The 19,173-nt window shown below is 64.2% G+C and carries 18 protein-coding genes and 2 tRNA genes; 17 read left to right on the forward strand and 3 right to left on the reverse strand.

Features of this window, described 5'->3' with window-relative positions:
• The first annotated feature begins 30 nt into the window (after nt 1–30).
• The 6 genes from A0J57_RS02550 to A0J57_RS02575 all read left to right on the forward strand — a co-directional run bounded on the left by A0J57_RS02550 (nt 31) and on the right by A0J57_RS02575 (nt 6,087).
• On the forward strand, nt 31–1,659 hold the full coding sequence (locus A0J57_RS02550) for an alpha-D-glucose phosphate-specific phosphoglucomutase (protein WP_061937754.1): 1,629 nt from the start codon (nt 31–33) through the stop codon (nt 1,657–1,659).
• A gap of 205 nt (nt 1,660–1,864) precedes the next feature.
• Complete coding sequence (locus A0J57_RS02555; RefSeq protein WP_061937757.1) at nt 1,865–2,542, forward strand: DUF2490 domain-containing protein; 678 nt, start codon at nt 1,865–1,867, stop codon at nt 2,540–2,542.
• Nucleotides 2,543–2,618: 76 nt separating this feature from the next.
• On the forward strand, nt 2,619–3,719 hold the full coding sequence (ychF, locus tag A0J57_RS02560; protein ID WP_061937760.1) for a redox-regulated ATPase YchF: 1,101 nt from the start codon (nt 2,619–2,621) through the stop codon (nt 3,717–3,719).
• Between the two features lie 6 nt (nt 3,720–3,725).
• Nucleotides 3,726–4,250 carry a DNA-deoxyinosine glycosylase gene (locus A0J57_RS02565; RefSeq protein WP_061937763.1) on the forward strand — a complete coding sequence of 175 codons (525 nt, stop codon included), beginning with the start codon at nt 3,726–3,728 and terminating at the stop codon, nt 4,248–4,250.
• Between the two features lie 46 nt (nt 4,251–4,296).
• Nucleotides 4,297–5,571 (forward strand): ectonucleotide pyrophosphatase/phosphodiesterase, encoded by a 1,275-nt coding sequence (locus A0J57_RS02570; protein ID WP_061937767.1) that lies wholly within the window; start codon nt 4,297–4,299, stop codon nt 5,569–5,571.
• A gap of 51 nt (nt 5,572–5,622) precedes the next feature.
• Nucleotides 5,623–6,087, forward strand: a complete 465-nt coding sequence (locus tag A0J57_RS02575) for a MaoC family dehydratase (RefSeq protein ID WP_025550153.1) — start codon at nt 5,623–5,625, stop codon at nt 6,085–6,087.
• A 1-nt stretch (nt 6,088) separates the two neighbouring features.
• On the opposite strand, the gene A0J57_RS02580 is transcribed toward A0J57_RS02575, so the two are convergent.
• Nucleotides 6,089–6,595 (reverse strand): hypothetical protein, encoded by a 507-nt coding sequence (locus A0J57_RS02580; protein WP_061937770.1) that lies wholly within the window; start codon nt 6,593–6,595, stop codon nt 6,089–6,091.
• Between the two features lie 87 nt (nt 6,596–6,682).
• Nucleotides 6,683–8,455, reverse strand: a complete 1,773-nt coding sequence (gene mutL, locus A0J57_RS02585) for a DNA mismatch repair endonuclease MutL (protein WP_061937773.1) — start codon at nt 8,453–8,455, stop codon at nt 6,683–6,685.
• A gap of 146 nt (nt 8,456–8,601) precedes the next feature.
• On the opposite strand from mutL, the gene A0J57_RS02590 reads away from it, so the two are divergent.
• From A0J57_RS02590 to A0J57_RS02620, 7 genes are all read left to right on the forward strand, one after another.
• Nucleotides 8,602–9,648 (forward strand): rod shape-determining protein, encoded by a 1,047-nt coding sequence (locus tag A0J57_RS02590; protein WP_007685698.1) that lies wholly within the window; start codon nt 8,602–8,604, stop codon nt 9,646–9,648.
• A 9-nt stretch (nt 9,649–9,657) separates the two neighbouring features.
• Nucleotides 9,658–10,575 (forward strand): rod shape-determining protein MreC, encoded by a 918-nt coding sequence (gene mreC, locus A0J57_RS02595; RefSeq protein ID WP_025550150.1) that lies wholly within the window; start codon nt 9,658–9,660, stop codon nt 10,573–10,575.
• The gene (locus A0J57_RS02600) at nt 10,572–11,099 is read left to right on the forward strand and encodes a hypothetical protein (protein ID WP_025550149.1); all 528 of its coding nucleotides are present in this window, start codon (nt 10,572–10,574) and stop codon (nt 11,097–11,099) included. The genes mreC and A0J57_RS02600 overlap by 4 nt, the downstream gene beginning before the upstream one ends.
• On the forward strand, nt 11,096–13,174 hold the full coding sequence (mrdA, locus tag A0J57_RS02605; protein WP_061937775.1) for a penicillin-binding protein 2: 2,079 nt from the start codon (nt 11,096–11,098) through the stop codon (nt 13,172–13,174). Before A0J57_RS02600 ends, mrdA begins: the two co-directional genes overlap by 4 nt.
• Complete coding sequence (rodA, locus tag A0J57_RS02610; protein ID WP_044662416.1) at nt 13,171–14,283, forward strand: rod shape-determining protein RodA; 1,113 nt, start codon at nt 13,171–13,173, stop codon at nt 14,281–14,283. Before mrdA ends, rodA begins: the two co-directional genes overlap by 4 nt.
• Nucleotides 14,284–14,408: 125 nt before the next feature.
• Nucleotides 14,409–14,484: transfer RNA gene (locus tag A0J57_RS02615), tRNA-Lys, on the forward strand.
• Between the two features lie 38 nt (nt 14,485–14,522).
• Nucleotides 14,523–14,598 (forward strand) — tRNA-Lys (locus A0J57_RS02620).
• Nucleotides 14,599–14,669: 71 nt separating this feature from the next.
• On the opposite strand, the gene A0J57_RS02625 is transcribed toward A0J57_RS02620, so the two are convergent.
• Nucleotides 14,670–15,140 (reverse strand): Lrp/AsnC family transcriptional regulator, encoded by a 471-nt coding sequence (locus A0J57_RS02625; protein ID WP_025548786.1) that lies wholly within the window; start codon nt 15,138–15,140, stop codon nt 14,670–14,672.
• A gap of 161 nt (nt 15,141–15,301) precedes the next feature.
• On the opposite strand from A0J57_RS02625, the gene A0J57_RS02630 reads away from it, so the two are divergent.
• The 4 genes from A0J57_RS02630 (at nt 15,302) to A0J57_RS02640 (ending at nt 19,152) form a co-directional block, all read left to right on the forward strand.
• Nucleotides 15,302–15,535 carry a hypothetical protein gene (locus A0J57_RS02630; protein ID WP_025548787.1) on the forward strand — a complete coding sequence of 78 codons (234 nt, stop codon included), beginning with the start codon at nt 15,302–15,304 and terminating at the stop codon, nt 15,533–15,535.
• Nucleotides 15,536–15,816: 281 nt separating this feature from the next.
• Complete coding sequence (locus A0J57_RS26800) at nt 15,817–17,208, forward strand: sugar transferase (protein WP_025548789.1); 1,392 nt, start codon at nt 15,817–15,819, stop codon at nt 17,206–17,208.
• A gap of 269 nt (nt 17,209–17,477) precedes the next feature.
• Entirely contained in the window at nt 17,478–17,675 is a 198-nt protein-coding gene (locus tag A0J57_RS26500) for a hypothetical protein (protein WP_130029976.1), read from the forward strand.
• Between the two features lie 313 nt (nt 17,676–17,988).
• A complete protein-coding gene (locus tag A0J57_RS02640) occupies nt 17,989–19,152 on the forward strand; it encodes a hypothetical protein (RefSeq protein WP_235600763.1) in 1,164 nt (387 codons plus the stop codon).
• The last annotated feature ends 21 nt before the right edge of the window (nt 19,153–19,173 follow it).

Consider the following 19,173-nt stretch of genomic DNA (forward strand, 5'->3'; position numbering starts at 1 on the left):
CCTGACTTTCCACTGACCAAGGGGATCCGGGTGATACAGACCTTCGCGACGCAGCCTTTCGACGACCAGAAGCCGGGCACGTCCGGCCTGCGCCAGAAGGTGCGGGTCTTCCAGCAGCCCCATTATGCCGAAAATTTCGTCCAGTCGGTCTTCGACAGCCTTGAAGGGTTCGAGGACCAGACGCTGGTGGTCGGCGGCGATGGCCGCTACCTCAATCGGGAGGTTATCCAGACCGTTTTGAAGATGGCGGCGGCCAATGGTTTCGGCCGTGTTCTGGTGGGGCGGGGCGGAATTCTCTCCACTCCGGCGGCCTCGCATCTGATCCGGTCGTCGGGGGCCTTTGGCGGACTGGTTCTGTCCGCCAGCCACAATCCGGGCGGGCCGGACGAGGATTTCGGGATCAAATATAATGTCTCGAACGGCGGCCCGGCGCCGGAGAAGGTGACCGACGCCATTCATGCGCGAACCCTGGCCATCGACAGCTATCGCATTTTCGAGGCGAACGATGTCGACATCGACACGTTGGGCAGCACGCCCCTGGGCGACATGACCGTCGAGGTGGTCGATCCGGTCGCGGGCTATGCCGAACTGATGGAGAAGCTGTTCGACTTTACCGCGATCCGGGCGATGATCGCGGACGGCTTCACCCTTTCCTTCGATTCGATGAGCGCGGTGACGGGCCCCTATGCCGTCGAGATTTTCGAAAAGCGGCTGGGCGCGCCTGCGGGCACCGTGCGCAACGCCACCCCCCTGACCGACTTCGGCCATCATCACCCCGATCCCAATCTGGTTCACGCCAGGGAACTATACGACCGGATGATGGCGCCGGACGCGCCGGATTTCGGCGCCGCTTCGGATGGCGATGGCGACCGCAACCTGATCATCGGGCGACATTGTTACGTCACCCCTTCGGATTCGCTCGCCGTGCTGGCGGCCAATGCGCATCTGGTGCCAGGCTATGCGGCGGGCCTCAAGGGCATTGCGCGCTCGATGCCGACCAGCGGCGCGGCCGATCGCGTGGCGGAAAAGCTGGGCATTCCGCTCTACGAAACGCCGACGGGATGGAAATTCTTCGGCAATCTGCTGGATGCCGGCATGGCAACCATCTGCGGGGAGGAAAGCGCCGGCACCGGGTCCGACCATGTGCGGGAAAAGGACGGCATCTGGGCGGTGCTGCTGTGGCTGAACATCCTGGCCGTCCGGCGGCAAAGCGTGGCGCAGATCATGGCCGAACATTGGGCGACCTATGGCCGCAACTATTATGCGCGGCATGATTATGAAGCGATTGCCAAGGACAGGGCCGATGCGCTGATGGCGGCGTTGCGGGACCGACTGGAGGCGCTGCCGGGCACGACAAACAGCGGCGGCACGGTGCAAAGCGCCGACGATTTCGCCTATAGCGATCCGACCGACCAGTCCGTCAGCCGGAACCAGGGCGTGCGCGTGCTGTTCGAGGATGGTTCTCGGGTGGTGTTCCGGCTTTCGGGGACGGGCACGGAAGGCGCGACCCTGCGCGTCTATATCGAGCGCTATGTGGGCGCGGATGGCGATCTGGCGCTGGAGACGAGCGAGGCGCTCGCACCGCTGGTGAAGGCGGCGCAGGAAATTGCCGACATTTCGGGCTTTACCGGGATGGAGCGGCCGAGCGTGATTACCTGAGGACAGTCGCCAAAGCTTACCATGGGGAAATGGACCGGAAATGAGGGCACGCTAAAGGGCGGGCAATCGACCGACGCTCTTCGTGCTTCTGCGAAGGCAGTAGCCCAGTCCGGCCATTTGGAAGACGAATAACCGTCTGAACTGGACTCCTGCCTCCACAGGAGCAGCATCATCAAGAGCGGCGCTTTTTTTTTGCGAGGACGTGATGCGTCGCCTGTTGCCTGCCCTCTCCTGCGCGCTGATCGCCATGGCCGCCCCTGCCCGGGCCCGGACGGCGGAGGATGAGCAATTCTGGCTGAACCTCACCGCCATGGGCCCGATCTCCGGCGATCTCGTCTATTTCGCGGAGATTCAGCCACGCTTCGGGGATGGCGTTTCAGGGGTCGATCAGACCATCCTGCGCGGTGGCCTGGGCTGGAAACTGTCCCACCGCGTGACTGTCTATCAGGGCTATGCCCATGTCGTGCTGCCGGTCGACAATGGGCGCGACGTCAATGAGGAGCGAAGCTTCCAGCAGGTCAACTGGACCATCGGCAAGCCCTGGGGCGGCGAGCTTTCGTCGCGGACCCGGCTGGAGCAGCGCTGGCGTTCCGACGGCGACGACATGGGCTGGCGACTGCGGGAGATGCTGCGCTACGAAAAGCCGCTGGGCAGCAAGGCGGTGAGCGCTCTCGTCTATGGCGAGGGCTTCGTGGCGCTCAACAGCACCGGCTGGGGCGCGAAGGGTGGGTTCGATCAGTTGCGCAGCTTCATCGGGGCCGAGATCGGGCTGGGCGGCGCATCGACGGCCGAGATCGGCTATCTCAACCAGTGGATCGACCGGCGCGGCGGCAATGCGCGCGTGAACCATGTCGCTTCCGTCACGCTCTTCTTCCGTCATTGAGACCGCACGGTCTCTGGCCAAGCCGCCGGGAAAGCGCTATCGGCGCGGCCATCGGATTTGACGTGAAGGCAGTATCATGGGTTTTCGTTGCGGTATCGTCGGGCTTCCCAATGTGGGCAAGTCCACCCTGTTCAATGCGCTGACGGAGACGCAGGCGGCGCAGGCGGCGAACTATCCCTTCTGCACGATCGAGCCCAATGTCGGGCAGGTCGCCGTGCCCGACCAGCGCCTGCAGACGATCGCGAAGATCAGCGGTTCGGCCAAGATCATCGAGACGCAGCTTGCCTTCGTCGACATTGCAGGGCTGGTGCGCGGCGCGTCCAAGGGCGAAGGCCTGGGCAACCAGTTCCTGGCGAACATCCGCGAGGTGGACGCCATCGTCCATGTGCTGCGCTGCTTCGAGGATGACGACATCACCCATGTCGAGGGCAAGGTGGACCCCATTGCCGACGCCGAGACGGTCGAGACCGAGTTGATGCTGGCGGACCTCGAATCCCTTGAAAAGCGCGTGCCGAACTTCGCCAAGAAGGCGGCGCAGGGCGACAAGGAGGCGAAGGCCGCGGCGTCCGTGCTGGGCAAGGCGCTGGACCTGCTGCGCGAGGGCAAGCCGGCGCGGCTGACCCGGCCGGGCGACGATGAAGAGGAACGCATCTTCCGCCAGGCGCAACTGCTGACGGCCAAGCCTGTCCTCTACGTCTGCAATGTCGAGGAAGAAAGCGCGGCGCAAGGCAACGCCCATTCGGCCCGCGTGTTCGAAAAGGCGGCGGCGGAAGGTGCGAAGGCGGTGATCGTCTCGGCCGCGATCGAAGCCGAACTCATCACCATGCCGGTCGAGGAACGGGCTGAATATCTGGAGGCTCTGGGGCTGGAGGAAGCCGGCCTCGCCCGCATCATCCGCGCCGGTTATGAACTGCTTGGCCTCATCACCTTCTTCACCGTTGGACCGAAGGAGGCGCGCGCCTGGACAGTGGCCAAGGGATCGAAGGCGCCCCAGGCGGCAGGGGCGATCCATACCGATTTCGAAAAGGGCTTCATCCGGGCGGAAACCATGGCCTATGCGGATTACGTCCAGTATAATGGCGAGGCCGGGGCCAAGGAAGCGGGCAAGTGGCGTTCCGAAGGCAAGGAATATGTGACGCAGGATGGCGACATCATGCTGTTCCGGTTCAACGTCTGAGGGCCGATGCTGCGTCCGGGACAGATGGCTGCGCGACGCAAGGCGGCCTTTCCCCCCAGCGTAGACGAAGCGACGCGGCTGCTGATCCTGGGCAGCCTGCCGGGTGACGTATCGATCAGGCAGGGCGAATATTATGCGCATCGCGGCAACGCCTTCTGGGCGCTGATGGGCGATGTGCTGGGCGAGGATCTGCGCAGCCAGCCCTATGCGATGCGGTTGAAGCGGCTGAAGGCAAGGGCAGTGGGCCTTTGGGACGTGATCGAAAGCGCCGATCGGGAGGGCAGCCTGGACAGCGCGATCCGGGGCGCGGAGTTGCGCGACCTGTCGGCCTTCGTGGATCGGCTTCCCGCGCTGGAGGCTGTGGCCTTCAACGGCAAGACCGCCGCGCTGCATGGGCGGCGCCAGATCGGTGCGCGGCCGGGACTGGCTCTGATCGACCTCCCCTCCTCCAGCGGCGCTTTCGCCAGCATGTCGCGGGAGGCGAAGCGGAACGCCTGGATGGCGATGATGCCCTATGTGAACGGGGCATAGGGCGCTCGTCACTTTACCGTCATGGTCCTTCTGCTAAGGCAGGGGCATGTTTTTCCGCCGCTTTTCCTTCGCCGGCCTTTTCCTTCTTCAGGTGCTCGGCGGCTGCGCGCGACCGGACGAGCGGCCGGTGTCCAGTTCCGCACTGGCCGAGCGGCGGGAACCGGTCACGATATTGATATCCATCGACGGCTTTCGCCCGGATTATCTGAAACGAGGCGTAACGCCGCATTTGTCCACGCTGGCCGCGAGCGGGGTCGAGGCGGCGATGCGCCCCTCTTTCCCCACCAAGACCTTCCCCAATCATTGGGCCATAGTGACCGGCCAGCGTCCCGACCGCAGCGGCATCGTCGCGAACAGGATGGAGGATGCGGCGCGCCCCGGTGAGACCTTCACCATGGCGACCGACGATCCCTTCTGGTGGAACGGGGCCGAGCCGATCTGGGTGACGGCGGAGAAGGCCGGCGTACGGACGGGGACATTGTTCTGGCCCGGATCGAACGTGGCCTGGGGCGGGACTGAAGCGGCGGAGTGGCCGCACAGGATCAGCGGCGGCACCCGGCCGGGCGACTGGGCACAGTTCAACCAGGAGATTTCGGGGACGCAGCGGGTGAACGGCGTGCTGGACCTGTTGCGGCGGCCGGCGGCGATCCGCCCGCGCTTCCTGACGCTCTATTTCGATGCGGTGGACACGGCGGGCCATGCAGCCGGACCGGAAGCGGCCGAGACGACGCAGGCGGCGACGGAGGTCGATGGCGAGATCGGCATGCTGGTCGACGGGCTGAAGGCCATGGGCCAGCCGGCCAATCTCTTGATCCTGTCCGACCATGGCATGGCGCAGAAATCGAGCGAGCGGGTGGTCGCGCTGGACAAGGTGGCGGACCCGGCTGACTACCGCATCGTCGAAAGCGGACCTTATGCCAGCCTGGCTGCGCAACCGGGTCATGAAGCGGCGCTGGAAACGGACCTGCTGAAGCCCCATGCGCATATGCAATGCTGGCGGAAAAGCGCGATCCCAGCGCGTTTCCATTATGGCGCGCATCCGCGCATCCCGCCTTATTTCTGCCTTGCCGAAACCGGCTGGATGATACAGCCGAGCGGTCCCGTCAAACCGTTCGTCGGCGGCGATCATGGCTGGGACAATCAGGCGCCGGAAATGCAGGCCCTGTTCATTGCCAATGGCCCGGCTTTCGACAGAGGGTTCACGCCGCCTTCGGGTTTCGACAATGTCGACGTCTATCCGCTGCTGGCAAGGCTGCTGGGAATCGCGCCCCGCCCGGGCGACGGCAATTCCGCCACATTGGCAGGCCTTGTCAGGCATTGACGTTCGCGTAAACGGAAACTACTCCTTCACCCGTTGCGGAAGGAAACGGGCATGAGCGAGATCGTCTATTTCGAAGATGTGCAGGTAGGTGACAGGAACGAATTCGGTCCGCTCACCATCAGCCGGGAGGAGATTGTCGCCTTTGCCAGCGAATTCGACCCTCAGCCCTTCCATCTGTCCGACGAGGCTGCGGCAGGCACGCATTTCGGCAGCCTGGCCTCCAGCGGGTGGCATACCACGGCTCTGTCGATGAAGATGATGGTGGCGGAATGGCAGCGCAATCCGGGCATTCAGGCCGCGAGCCTGGGTGCGATGGGCGTGGATGAACTGCGCTGGTTGCAGCCGGTTCGTCCGGGCGACACGCTGCGCGGCGTTTCCGAGGTGATAGAGGTCAAGGCGTCGCGCAGCCGCCCCGAAATGGGGATCGTGAAGACCCACATCACGCTCTTCAACCAACGCGACGAGCCGGTGCTGTCGATGAAGCCCATCGCCATGTTCCGGACGCGCCCGACTTGAGTCAACGGGGCTGGTTGGCGCGGGCGTCGGCGGCCATGATGCGGATCGACGGCTTTAAGGCGCTGGCGATCTGGATGGTGTGAAGGCCCGGCGACAGGTCGAACCACAGGATCTTGCGGATACCGGAACAGGCCGGCCCATGCTCATGGGCGACGGAGGTCAGCGCGGTCGTGCCGGTGGCGGCGTCCACCCAGGCCCCTTCCGACAGAGCGATGCCGATGCGCGCCGCATCCTTCACGGCCAGGGTGAAGAGGCCGGCATGGCTTTTCGGAAGGACCTTGCCGGGCGGGACGATGAACTGAACCTGCGGACCGGGTCGCAACTCTGCGACGACGGGCTTGCCCAGGATGATGCGCGGCGCGGTGGATGCCGTCGCGCCCGCGGTCGCGGCGCCGCTCTGGGTCCAGCTTGTCCAGGGTTCGGGCAGGGATGGCGCACCGGCGCAGGGATCAGCTGCGGCTTGGGCGTGTAGCGGGGCGAAGGCAAGAAGGAGGAGAAGCCGCTTCATCGGTGCTTCCTTCACAGGCGATGGGATGGCGTCCGGACCGGATTTATCGCGCGCGCGCATTGCGCTGAATGGTCGATCCCCGTCATCCTATTTCCTCCCGAACAGCTTTTCTATGTCGCCATGGCCCAGCTTCACCCAGGTCGGGCGGCCATGATTGCATTGGCCGCTGCGGGGGGTGATCTCCATCTCGCGGAGCAGGGCGTTCATCTCCGTGACGCTCAGCACCCGTCCGGCGCGGACGGAGCCATGGCACGCCATGGTGGCGGCCACCAGATCCAACCGTTCCTTCAGGGAGAGCGCACTGTCATAGGCGGCGAGATCGTCGGCCAGATCGGACACCAGTCCCTGCACATCCCCCTGCCCCAGCATCGCAGGCGTTGCGCGCACCAGCATGGCGGCGGGACCGAAGCGCTCCAGTTCCAGCCCGAATTCCTTCAGTTCCTCGATCCGCGCCTCCAGCCGGTCGCAGGCGGGCTCGTCCAGTTCGACCACTTCGGGCAGCAACAGCGTTTGGGCGGCGACCCCCTGCCCTTCCATGGCGCGGCGCATGCGTTCGAGGGTCAGCCGTTCATGCGCGGCATGCTGGTCGACGATGACCAGCCCATCCTCTGCTTCCGCGACGATATAGGTGCGGGCGACCTGCCCACGGGCGACGCCCAGCGGAAAGCTGGTTCCTTCAGGCGCGGGTGCGGCGGCAGGTTCGGCGCGGGCCTGCGGCGGGGGCGTCAGGAAGCCGGGACGGCGCTCGGCCACAGAATAGGTCGGAACGGACGCGCCGGCGGCTTCGAATATCGGCATGGCGCCGATCGGCGTGGGGGAAACCGGTTCGGGCTTCCATGCCGAAAGGCCGGCGGGGTCGGCATGCTGGACAGCGCGGAAACCCTCCGCATCCAGCGCGCGGCGCAGGCCGGAGACGATCATGCCCCGGATCAGCGCGGGATCGCGAAAGCGGACCTCCGTCTTGGCGGGATGGACGTTGACGTCCACCTCCAGCGGCGGAACGTCAAGGAACAGCGCCACCACAGGATGCCGATCCCGCGCCAGCATGTCTGCATAGGCGCCCCTCACCGCCCCGACCAGCAGCCGGTCGCGCACCGGACGGCCGTTCACGAACAGGAACTGATGATCGCCCACCCCCCGATTATAGGTCGGCAGCGAGGCCACGCCCGACAGGCGCACCCCCTCTCTTTCCAGCGCCACGATGACATGATTGTCGGCCAGCGCCCGGTCGGTGAGCGCGGCGACGCGATCCTCCCGCGCCTCCCCCGCCTGCACGCCCAGCACGCGCCGACCGTCATGCTCCATGCTGAAGGCCACGGACGGATGCGCCATGGCAAGGCGACGGATGACATCGAGGCAGGCGGCATATTCCGCCTTGGCGGAGCGCAGGAACTTGCGACGGGCGGGGACGCGGGCGAAAAGCTGTTCGACCGTGACGCGCGTGCCGGGGGGCAGCGCGGCGGGGCCTTCGCTCACCACCACGCCATTGTCGACGGTTCGGTTCCAACCGTCCTGCCCCTGCGGCCGGCTGTCGATGGAAAGACGCGCGACGCTGGCGATGGAGGGCAGCGCTTCGCCCCGGAAACCCAGCGTAGCGACATTTTCGATGGCGTCGTCGGGCAGTTTGGACGTGGCGTGGCGCTCCAGCGCCAGCGCCATATCATCCCGGGTCATGCCGCAGCCGTCGTCGCTCACCTCCATCCGGTCGAGCCCGCCATTGGAGATGCGGATGGCGATCCGGAGAGATCCGGCATCCAGCGCATTTTCCACGATTTCCTTGAGCGCGCTGGCGGGCCTTTCGACCACTTCGCCCGCGGCGATGCGATTGACCAGATGTTCGGGCAGACGGCGTATTGACATTGATTAGTGACTAGCCCAAGCGAGCGCTTTCCGCGAGACACAAGCCTTATAAAAATTGACATCCAGGGGGCGGGTGGAACGTGGGGCGAACTTTCCGACTGTCCCGGTTCGCTTCGCCGGGGCATGCGGGCTGAACAGGAACAGGCATGTCGATCTTCTCGCGTCTCTTCAAACTCTCCTCCCAGGACATGGCCATCGACCTCGGCACGGCCAACACCGTGGTCTATGTGCGGGGGCGCGGCATCGTGCTCAACGAACCGTCCGTGGTGGCGGTCGAGACGCTGAACGGCGTGAAGCGGGTGAAGGCGGTCGGCGACGACGCCAAGCTGATGATGGGCAAGACCCCCGATTCGATCGAGGCGATCCGTCCGCTGCGGGACGGCGTGATCGCGGACATCGACGTGGCGGAGCAGATGATCAAGCATTTCATCACCAAGGTGCACGGCGGCAAGTCGCGGCCGTGGCGCTTCCCGGAGATCGTGATCTGCGTGCCTTCGGGTTCGACCAGCGTCGAGCGCCGCGCGATTCGCGATGCGGCGAGCAATGCGGGCGCATCCCAGGTCTTCCTGATCGAGGAACCCATGGCGGCCGCCATCGGCGCCGACATGCCGGTGACGGAGCCCATCGGTTCGATGGTGGTCGACATCGGCGGCGGCACGACCGAGGTCGCGGTGCTGTCGCTGCGCGGTCTGGCCTACACCACTTCGGTTCGCGTCGGCGGCGACAAGATGGACGAGGCGATCGTCTCCTTCGTGCGCCGTCATCATAATCTGCTCATCGGTGAAGCGACCGCCGAGCGGATCAAGAAACAGTTCGGCGTCGCCCAACCGCCCGAAGACGGCGTGGGCGAGACGATCCATATCAAGGGCCGCGACCTGGTGAACGGGGTTCCCAAGGAAATCTCGATCAACCAGGGCCAGATTGCCGACGCGCTGGCGGAGCCGATCAGCACCATTGTCGAGGGCGTGCGCATCGCGCTGGAGAATACCGCGCCGGAACTGGCGGCGGACATTGTCGACCAGGGCATCGTTCTGACCGGCGGCGGCGCGCTGCTCAAGGGGCTGGACGACGAGCTGCGCGACGAGACCGGCCTGCCCGTCACCATCGCTGAAGATCCGTTGACCTGCGTTGCGATCGGCACCGGCCGCGCAATGGAGGATCCGATCTTCCGGGGCGTGCTGCAAACCGCTTAAGGGGACAAGATGGCGCGGCCACCCAGCCGACGCCCCGGGCATAACCGGAAGGCGCAATATAGCCTCTTCGCCAGCTATGTCGTGGCGATGACGGGCGCCGCCGTGGGCCTGCTTCTGGTGGTCGTCGCCATTTTCGATCCCACCGGCTTCGCCGCGATCCGCATCGCGACGGCGGAGATTACGCGCCCCGCGTCGGTGACGCTCAAGAATATGGTGAGCGGCGTCGCCTCCATCGACGAAGTGCTGGCGAGCTACTGGCGTGCCGGTTCCCAGAACGTCGCGCTGCGGCGGCAGGTGGAGGCCGACCGCAACCGCATCATAGAGGCGAAGGCGGTGGCGCAGGAAAATCTGCGCCTCAAGAAGCTGTTGAAGCTGGTCGAGGATGACGGCAGCGAATTGCTGACCGCGCGTCTGATCGCATCCTCCTCCACCAGCACGCGTCGGCTGGCGCGGCTGAACGCGGGACGCTGGCAGGGCGTGCGGCCGGGCATGCCGGTGCGCGCGCCGGAAGGGCTGATCGGGCGCATCCATACCACCACGCCCAACACGGCCGAAGTGCTGCTGCTGACCGACACCAGCAATATCGTGCCGGTGCGGCGGGCCAATGACAGCGTCCCCGCGATTTCGACGGGACTTGGCGACGGCACGCTGGAGGTCCGCGCGCTGGCGGCCGGGCGTAATCCGTTCAAGCCGGGCGACCTGCTCGTCACCTCCGGCGTCGGCGGGGTCTATCAACCCAATATTCCCGTAGCGGTGATCGTGCGCATCGCGGGCGAGATCGCCTATGGCGTGCCGCTCGCCAACCCCTCCAGAGTGGATGCGGTTGTGGTGGAGCGCTCCTTCGAGGAGGCTGTGACCCGGCCGGAGGGCAATGGCCCGCCGGCTCCTGTCGAACCGGGCGCCGCGCAGAATTCGGTCACGCCATGATCGATCCCCATTTGCAGCATGTGCCGCGCCTTGGCCGTCATCCTTCGCGATTTCGGCTGGCGGGAACCCCGGTCATCACGGTGATGCTGGGATCTCTGGTGACGACGCTGCCGGTGATCGCGCAATCGCCGGTCATGCCGCCCTTCGGCCTGTTGCTGCTTCTGTCCTGGCGGCTGCTGCGCCCCGAATTATGGCGCACCTGGATCGGCGTGCCGCTCGGCCTGTTCGACGACATCGCCAGCGGCCAACCCATCGGATCGGCCATGTGCCTGTGGACCGTCACGCTGATCGGCATCGATGCCATCGAACATCGCATGGTCTGGCGCAGCTATCGGCAGGACTGGTTAATCGCCTCCTTCGCGATTATCTTCTGCATCGCCGGCGGCGTTTTCTTCGCGCGGATCACCGGCGGAGGAGACATCAAGCTGCTGTTGGTCGCGCCGCAAATTCTCTGGACGGTCCTGCTCTTTCCCTTTGTCGTCCGGCAATGCGCCCGGATCGACCGTTGGCGCGTGATGGCATGAAGCTGCCCCTGCTCAAGAAGAAGACCGTCACCGAAGCCTCCCTGTCCTTCACCTTCACGCGCCGGGCGATGGTGGTGGGGGGCCTGCAAGGGGCTATCGGCGCGCTGCTGGTCGGGCGTATGGGCTGGATCAGCGTCGCCGAGAATGAGAAATATAATCTGCTGTCGGAAAGCAATCGCGTCAACCTGACGCTGATCCCGCCGCGACGCGGGTGGATCATCGACCGCAACGGACGGCCGCTGGCGAACAATCGCACGGACTTCCGCGTCGACCTGATCCCGGAGCGGGCGACGGACGCGGAGAACACCATCCGCAGCCTCGCCCATCTGCTGGCGCTCAGCGATGACGAAGTGGATCGGATCAAGGAGGAACTGGACAAGTCGGCAGGTTTCCGCCCGGTGCAGGTGGCGGAAAAGTTGACCTACGATCAGTTCGCGGCGGTCAGCGTCCGGCTGCCCGACCTGCCGGGCGTGGCCCCGAGCCAGGGCTTTTCCCGCAATTATCCGGCAGGTGCGACGGTCGGACACCTGCTCGGCTATGTCGGCGCAGCGTCGGCCAAGGACTATGAGGAGCGCAAGGACCCGCTGCTGATCACGCCCGGCTTCAAGGTCGGCAAGGACGGGCTGGAGCGGTCTTTCGACAAGGAATTGACGGGCAAGCCCGGCGCGAAACGGGTGGAGGTGACGGCGCGGGGCAAGATCGTGCGGGAACTCACCACCCGGCCCGACACGCCGGGCAACGCGATCAAGCTGACCATCGACGCGGGCCTCCAGGAATATGCCGGGCGGCGGCTGGCGACGCAGAGCGGGTCGGTGGTGGTGATCGACTGCCATAATGGCGACGTGCTGGCCATGGCGTCCATGCCCAGTTTCGATCCGAACAGCTTTTCCGACGGCATCAGCCATCTGGAATGGGACATGCTGTCGAAGGACGACCATGTCCCGTTGCGCAACAAGACGTTGCAGGGGCTGTACCCGCCGGGATCGACGGTGAAGCCGATGGTGGCGCTCGCGCTGCTGGAGGCGGGAGTTTCACCCATGGAGACGGTGAACTGCGCGGGTGCGATCCGGGTCGGCAACACGCTGTTCCACTGCCATAAACGGCGGGGCCATGGCGGGCTCAACATGCGGGGCGCCATCGCCCAAAGCTGCGACATCTACTTCTACCAGATGGCGCAGCGGATCGGCATGGACCGGATCGCCAGCATGGCGCGGCGCGTGGGCATGGGGCAGAAATTCGCCCTTCCCTTCCCCAGCCAGAGTTTCGGCACCGTTCCCGATCCGGCGTGGAAGCTCAAGAAATACAATCAGAAATGGCAGGTCTACGACACGGTCAACGCGACCATCGGCCAGGGCTATATGCTCATCAACCCGTTGCAGATGGCTGTAATGGCGGCGCGGCTGGCGACGGGCCGGCAGTTGATGCCCAACTTCATCTTCGGCGCACAGCGGCCCACGCCTGCGTCCGTGGGGGTGAATGAGGAGCATCTGGTGACCATCCGCGACGCGATGAGCGCGGTGGTGAACGGCGGCGGCACGGGCGGCGCGGCGCGCATCCCGCTGCCCGGCGTGATGATGGCCGGCAAGACCGGCACGGCGCAGGTCCGCCGTATCACCATGGCCGAACGCGGGGGGGGCGTGCGCAGCAACGCATCGCTGCCGTTCAAGCTGCGCGACCATGCGCTGTTCCAGGGCTTCGCACCGTTCGACAATCCCCGCTATGCCATTGCCTGCATCATCGAGCATGGCGGCCACGTCAACCGCATCGAGGACGCGCCCATGATCGCGGCGGACACCATGACTTTCCTGTTCGACCAGGCGAAGGCGATCGAGAAGCTGGAGACCATCGAAAAGGACTGGGGCGGTCCGCCGGCCGAACGGCTGGCGCGGCAGATGGCGGCCTACAGGCTGGCGAAGGCGATCGAGAAGGGCGAGGCGCCTCTTCCCGAAGCGGCCAATGCGATGAACGCATCCGCCGGCAATGGCGCGACCCCGACCGCCGCGCCTGCCGCCCCGCCTCCGGCACCGGCTGCCGAAGCGGACGACGCCCCGCCCCCGGCGGACAGCGCGCCATGAGCATCGTTCCCGAACCCCTGACCGAATTCCCCTGGCGCGTGCTGGGCATATTGCTCGCCATCGCCGGGTTCGGGACGTTGGTGCTCTACAGCGCCGCCGGCGGCAGCATCACCCCCTGGGCGATCAACCAGGGCGTTCGCTTCGTCATCTTTTCGGGCATGGCGCTGGTGCTGAGCCGCATACCGCTGGAGACCTTCGCGCGCCTCGCCTTCCCGGCCTATGGCGTCGTGCTGACCGCTCTGTTCCTGGTCGAACTGATCGGCGGGGTGGCGGGTGGCAGCCAGCGATGGATCAACCTGGGCTTCATGCAGTTGCAGCCTTCCGAGTTCATGAAGCCGGTGATCGTGCTGGCGGTCGCGCGCTTCTACGCGCTGCTTCCGGTGGGGGAGATCAGGCGCTGGAACGCGATCTGGCCGGCGCTGGTGCTGATCGGCATTCCCTGGGCGCTGGTGCTGGTGCAGCCTGACCTCGGCACCGCGACCATGATCGCCGCGGGCGGGGTGACGGTGATGTTCCTCGCCGGTCTGCCGCTGCGGCTGTTCGTGGGATCGGGACTGACGCTGGCCGCCATCGTGCCCATCGCCTTCAGCTTCCTGCACGATTATCAGAAGAACCGCGTCCTCATCTTCCTGGACCCGGAAAGCGATCCGCTGGGCGCCGGCTATCATATCAGCCAATCGAAGATCGCCATCGGTTCCGGAGGCATTTTCGGCAAGGGATTCCTCAAGGGGACGCAGAGCCATCTGGACTATCTGCCGGAGGGGCATACCGATTTCGTCTTCGCCACCATGGCGGAGGAATGGGGGCTGATGGGCGGCGTGCTGCTGATCGGGGCCTTCATGCTGCTGTTCCGCTGGGGCATCGGCGTGTCTCTCCGCGCGCAGGACAAATATGCGCGGCTGGTGGCGGCGGGACTGACCACGACGATCTTCTTCTATGTCGCGATCAACCTGATGATGGTCATGGGACTGGCGCCGGTGGTCGGCATTCCCCTGCCCTTCATGTCCTATGGCGGGTCGTCCATGTTGACGGTCATGCTGTGCGTCGGAATCATCATGGCCATTGAGCGTTCGGGCCGGCGGCGCAGCCGGCCGGGAAACTGGGGATGAAACGGGGCCTGCGCGCAAAAATTTGCCGGCAGACGCGATTTCCTGTTTGCAAAGTCCGATGCGGCTGCTAACAGCCCGCCCACGCCAAAGCGACGGCCCATCCGGGACTAGCCGAAAGCGGATGTGGACGCATAGCTCAGTTGGTAGAGCAGCTGACTCTTAATCAGCGGGTCCTAGGTTCGAGCCCTAGTGCGTCCACCAAATTCCCGGCGATCGAGGCGCAAGCCGAAAGCGGGCGTGGACGCATAGCTCAGTTGGTAGAGCAGCTGACTCTTAATCAGCGGGTCCTAGGTTCGAGCCCTAGTGCGTCCACCAAAAAACTGCGTCCACCAGATCCTCCCCACCCTTGATGCATCGCCGCACGGCTTCTCCCGTCGCCCTCAAGGTCAGACCGGCAGGGCGGTGGTGAACTTCGTCATGGACAGGGCGAAGTGCGACGCAGCACCGGCGACCGAGGGATGCCCCAAAAGGGTCATCATCAGGAAGCGATTATAGTCCGCGACATCCGCCACCACGATGCGCATCAGATAGTCCCATTCCCCCGACATCGAAAAGCATTCGACGATTTCCGGGCGACCCTCGACAAACTGCTCGAAGGCGCGGCGGGCCTCCTGCGCGTGGCTTCGCATGCGGATGTTGCAAAGGACGTTGACGCCCCGCCCGACCTTTTCCGGATCGACCAGCCTGACCGTCCCGGCGAGGACGCCCGCAGCCTCCAGCGCCTTGATCCGACGCCAGCAGGAAGCGCTGGAAGCCCCAACCCGCTCCGCCAGCTCGGCATGGCTGAGCGTCGCATCCTCCTGCAGGGCTGCGATGATCTTTCGGTCGACGGCATCGATCTGTCGGTCCTGTTTCATGAGGGGCAGGATAATCGCCGCATCCCTTTCATCCAAGGGTCCAGTTGAACGATCCGACGCGGATGATTTTGCCGAAACGAAAAGCCTGAATCTGCTTTCCTTTTCGGCCAGCCGGGCTATTCTGTCGACAGGTCGCATCAGGGATGGTTGGGACTGCGGACATGATCGACCTTTCTCCCCAACCACAGGACAAGGGCAGCGGCGCAAAAGCCGCTCCTGCCGCGCCCCAGCATGATCCTGTGCAGACGAACAGCCGGGAGGATGGAAATCCCGCTTCCTGGTGGCATGTTCCGCAAGAGCAGATGGAGGGCGCGATCCAGCGCCTGTCGCGCTGGGCAGGCCCCTTCGCGCTGCTCGCCACACTGTTTTTGCTGGGGTGGTGGATAATAGGCTGATCCTGCTGGTGATTCGGATCGGGCGGCGTTCTTCGCGCCCCGGAAGCGCCGCATGGCAACGCTCGCCATTTCAGGTCGTCGCAAATCTGGGGCAGAGCATCTTCCAGGACAAACGGATCATCGGAAAAGCGGGTCCGCGCACCCCAAGCCCGATTGTCAGTCCACGGCATTTATGCCCTGCTGCTGCGCAACATAAATCAAAACGCTGCGGATGTCTGATGGTTAACACACTGCCGCGCGGCGGTGCCCGGCTTGACGTCAAGACATAAAAAGGGTTGCAGATGTCGAAAATTGATCTGGCGATCGAAGGTGTTCCCAGTCGCCAGCCCGCTACGGCCTCAGGGCAGCGGAATGCGCGGCTTTGGCTGTGCCTGCTCCTGCTGGTTGCCGATATGGCCGCGCTTGCCACGGGCTTCGCCTTCGGGCTGCGCGCCGCCGGCCTGCAATGGCTGGCGGACGGGCAGTGGCAGCCGCTGGCGGGCGGCATGATCGTTTACGCGGTCCTGGCTTTCCATAACCAGGCCTATAATCCCCATTGCCTGATGCGCATGACGCAGTCCTGCCGCAGCGCTACCATGGCGTTCGCGGGAACATTGCTGATCTTCCTGCTGGTTGTCTTTTCGCTGAAGGCGACGGGACAATTGTCGCGGCTTGGCATTTCGGCCGGTATCTTGTGCAGCGGCACCTTGCTCGTCCTACAGCGGCTGATGATCGTGCATATGGTGCGCCGCAACTTTGCCGACGGCCTGTTCGCCCAGCTCCTGATCATCGATGACGGCGCCATTCCCGACGACGTCAGCGGCATGGTGATCGTCGATGCGGCGGCCATCGGGCTGAAGGCCGATCTGGACGATCCCTATATGCTGCATCGCCTGGGCACCCTGCTCCGCGACTATGATCGCGCGGTGATCTCCTGCCCTGCCGAACGCAAGGCGGATTGGGCCCAGATGCTGAAAGGCGGCAACATATTGGGTGAGATCATCGTGCCCGAACTGGACCCGATGGCGCCGCTGGCGGTCCAGTCTTACCGCGGCACGCCCACGCTGGTGGTGTCGCGCGGGCCGTTGAACCTCGCCAACCGAGCCAAGAAGCGCCTGCTGGACATCGCCCTGACCGTACCGGTGCTGATCCTTCTCGCGCCGCTGATGGCGGTGGTGGCGATCCTCATCAAGCTGGACTCCCCGGGCCCCGTCTTCTTCAAGCAGGAACGGATCGGGCGCGGCAACATGCTGTTCCACATCCTGAAATTCCGCAGCATGAAGGTGGAACAGTGCGACAGCGCGGGCGCGACTTCGACGCAGCGGGACGACAATCGCATCACGCGCGTCGGCGCATTCATCCGCAAGACCAGCATCGATGAACTGCCGCAGCTCATCAACGTATTGCTGGGAGAGATGAGCCTGGTTGGCCCCCGCCCCCACGCCCTGGGATCGACGGCGGAGGAACAGCTATTCTGGCAGGTGGACCGGCAATATTGGCACCGCCATGCACTGAAGCCGGGGATCACCGGCCTGGCGCAGATCCGCGGCTTCCGGGGTGCGACGGAAACGCGCCGCGACATATTGAACCGGGTCGAGGCGGATCTGGAATATCTGCATGGCTGGAGCCTGACCCGCGACATTGCGATCCTGTTCGGAACGCTGAACGTGCTGGTCCACAAGAACGCTTATTAGCACCCGCCGAATGCCAAATCTGGAGCGCGAATCGGCGGAGCGGCCAAGACGCGGGAGAGCGAAAAAGGTTCCGCCTAAAAAATGATATTTGCGACGAAATGTTGCTGAAAACGCTTCGTCGCAAAAAAACTTATCCCAGGTTAAGAATTGGGCGTTGTCGCATGGTCATATGCGACGAATCGATGTCAGCAGGCCTGCCTTCCCAACTATTTGTTAACCGCAAAATCGGATATTAACGCCATCACCAATCGGGCGGCGGGAATATCGACGTGGCGGAAGAATTTGCAGCAGTTGCGACGGCACCCTCTTTGATCGAAACGGCGGAGGTGCGCCGTGAGCTTCCCGCTCGCATCGACGGCATGACTTTTGCCGATCACGCCGAAAGCGGCGTACAGCTCCTGTCGCGTTGGGCCGGCATCGTGGCCTTTGTCGGCGCGGTCGCAGCCATCGCCTGGCTGATCTTCTGACCGGACTCGCAAGGCTCAAGCTTTCTCCCAGATTAACAGCTGCAGGGTGCGCCGGGACTGGTCCCGCCGCGCCCTGTTTGCGATGAACCGAGCCGTTGTTTTGACGCGACAAGCTGCTTTTCGGGCAGTGGTTTTACGTAGAAATACTTCTAGCATGCCCTGATTGCTGCAATGCAATAAGGGTCGATTGGTTTTGAACAAATATAATAATCCGCGATGGCGGGGCCGCATTTCTGCGCCTTGCGATCGACAGACTTCATGGTCGCGCACCTGTTTTGCGGCAGCGCTAAGTGGTGCCGCAATGGTCGCGGCCATGCCGACAGTTTCGCAGGCGCAGGATAATGACGGTACGACTGAGCCAAAGCGCATCAACAATGCCATGGAGCAGAAGCGGATCAGGGATTATGGTCTTCATCTGACAGCCGGCCTCGATCTACTCTATGACGACAATGTCTATCGCGTGGACGACCGCGTCGAAAACCCCACCGACGACCTGATCGTCACGCCCTCTCTGGAGGCGACCTATGGCATGCCGGTGGGCCGTCACGACATCCTGCTGCGGGGGAAGATCGGCTATGACCGTTTCATTTCCGAAGGACAGCGGAGCAAGTTGCGTCTGGATACCGAGGCGAAGGCCAATATCCGCTTCGGCGCGACCTGCCTGATCACCCCTCGCGCCTCCTATCGCCAACAGCGCGCTGATTATGGCGACATCAATTCCGCGACTGAAAACCTCCAGAAGTTCGCCACGGTCGGCGCGGATTTCACCTGCGAGCGCCCGGGGCTGTTCCCTGTGGCGAGCTATGAGCATGACAGGACGCGCAATGCCGACCAGTTCGACTATGCCGACCAGACCAGCGATATGTTCATGGGCGGGATCGGCTATGCCATGCCCAGCCTGGGCACGCTGACCGCTTATTATGAGCGGGTGAACAGCAAGCGCGACACGCTGGGCATAGAGAACCGCATCAACAGCTATGGCCTGCGGTTCCAGCGCGCGGTGACACCCATCACGCAGATCGACGCGGATGTCCGTTGGCTCGACGTCAGCAGCGACAGCGCGGCGGTGGGCGGCTATGACGGGCTGGGCTGGAAAGTCAGCCTGTCGACGCAAGCCATTCCGCGCCTGAAGCTGACGGCCATGACAGAGCGCGCCATCGTCAACGACAGCCTGATCGCCAGCGGTTTCGCCATCGATACCAGCTACCGCGTCCAGGGCGAATTTTCGATTTCCGAACTGACGTCCGCCGGCCTTTATGCGGAATGGGACCGCAGAAAGTTCCGTCAGGATGCGGCGCTTCGTCCCTATTCGATAACGGCCGACCGCAATCGTCGCTTTGGCGGGCTATTGACCAGGAAACTTTCGGATCGTTTCGATCTTAGGCTGGATGCCCAGCATTACACCCGCAGAACGGACACCAGCGTCTCCAACTATAGCGGCACGCAAGTAACGTTGGGCGCTGCCCTGCATTTCTAGACCCTCAATATATTGGGAGCA

Source organism: Sphingobium sp. 22B (assembly GCF_001580035.1).
Classification (GTDB): domain Bacteria; phylum Pseudomonadota; class Alphaproteobacteria; order Sphingomonadales; family Sphingomonadaceae; genus Sphingobium; species Sphingobium fuliginis.

Coding starts and splice junctions, on each gene's coding strand:
- A0J57_RS02555 (WP_061937757.1), top strand. CDS start 1,865: ATGCGTCGCCTGTTGCCTGCCCTCTCCTGCGCGCTGATCGCCATGGCC.
- ychF (WP_061937760.1), top strand. CDS start 2,619: ATGGGTTTTCGTTGCGGTATCGTCGGGCTTCCCAATGTGGGCAAGTCC.
- A0J57_RS02565 (WP_061937763.1), top strand. CDS start 3,726: ATGCTGCGTCCGGGACAGATGGCTGCGCGACGCAAGGCGGCCTTTCCC.
- A0J57_RS02570 (WP_061937767.1), top strand. CDS start 4,297: ATGTTTTTCCGCCGCTTTTCCTTCGCCGGCCTTTTCCTTCTTCAGGTG.
- A0J57_RS02575 (WP_025550153.1), top strand. CDS start 5,623: ATGAGCGAGATCGTCTATTTCGAAGATGTGCAGGTAGGTGACAGGAAC.
- A0J57_RS02580 (WP_061937770.1), bottom strand. CDS start 6,595: ATGAAGCGGCTTCTCCTCCTTCTTGCCTTCGCCCCGCTACACGCCCAA.
- mutL (WP_061937773.1), bottom strand. CDS start 8,455: ATGTCAATACGCCGTCTGCCCGAACATCTGGTCAATCGCATCGCCGCG.
- A0J57_RS02590 (WP_007685698.1), top strand. CDS start 8,602: ATGTCGATCTTCTCGCGTCTCTTCAAACTCTCCTCCCAGGACATGGCC.
- mreC (WP_025550150.1), top strand. CDS start 9,658: ATGGCGCGGCCACCCAGCCGACGCCCCGGGCATAACCGGAAGGCGCAA.
- A0J57_RS02600 (WP_025550149.1), top strand. CDS start 10,572: ATGATCGATCCCCATTTGCAGCATGTGCCGCGCCTTGGCCGTCATCCT.
- mrdA (WP_061937775.1), top strand. CDS start 11,096: ATGAAGCTGCCCCTGCTCAAGAAGAAGACCGTCACCGAAGCCTCCCTG.
- rodA (WP_044662416.1), top strand. CDS start 13,171: ATGAGCATCGTTCCCGAACCCCTGACCGAATTCCCCTGGCGCGTGCTG.
- A0J57_RS02625 (WP_025548786.1), bottom strand. CDS start 15,140: ATGAAACAGGACCGACAGATCGATGCCGTCGACCGAAAGATCATCGCA.
- A0J57_RS02630 (WP_025548787.1), top strand. CDS start 15,302: ATGATCGACCTTTCTCCCCAACCACAGGACAAGGGCAGCGGCGCAAAA.
- A0J57_RS26800 (WP_025548789.1), top strand. CDS start 15,817: ATGTCGAAAATTGATCTGGCGATCGAAGGTGTTCCCAGTCGCCAGCCC.
- A0J57_RS02640 (WP_235600763.1), top strand. CDS start 17,989: ATGCCGACAGTTTCGCAGGCGCAGGATAATGACGGTACGACTGAGCCA.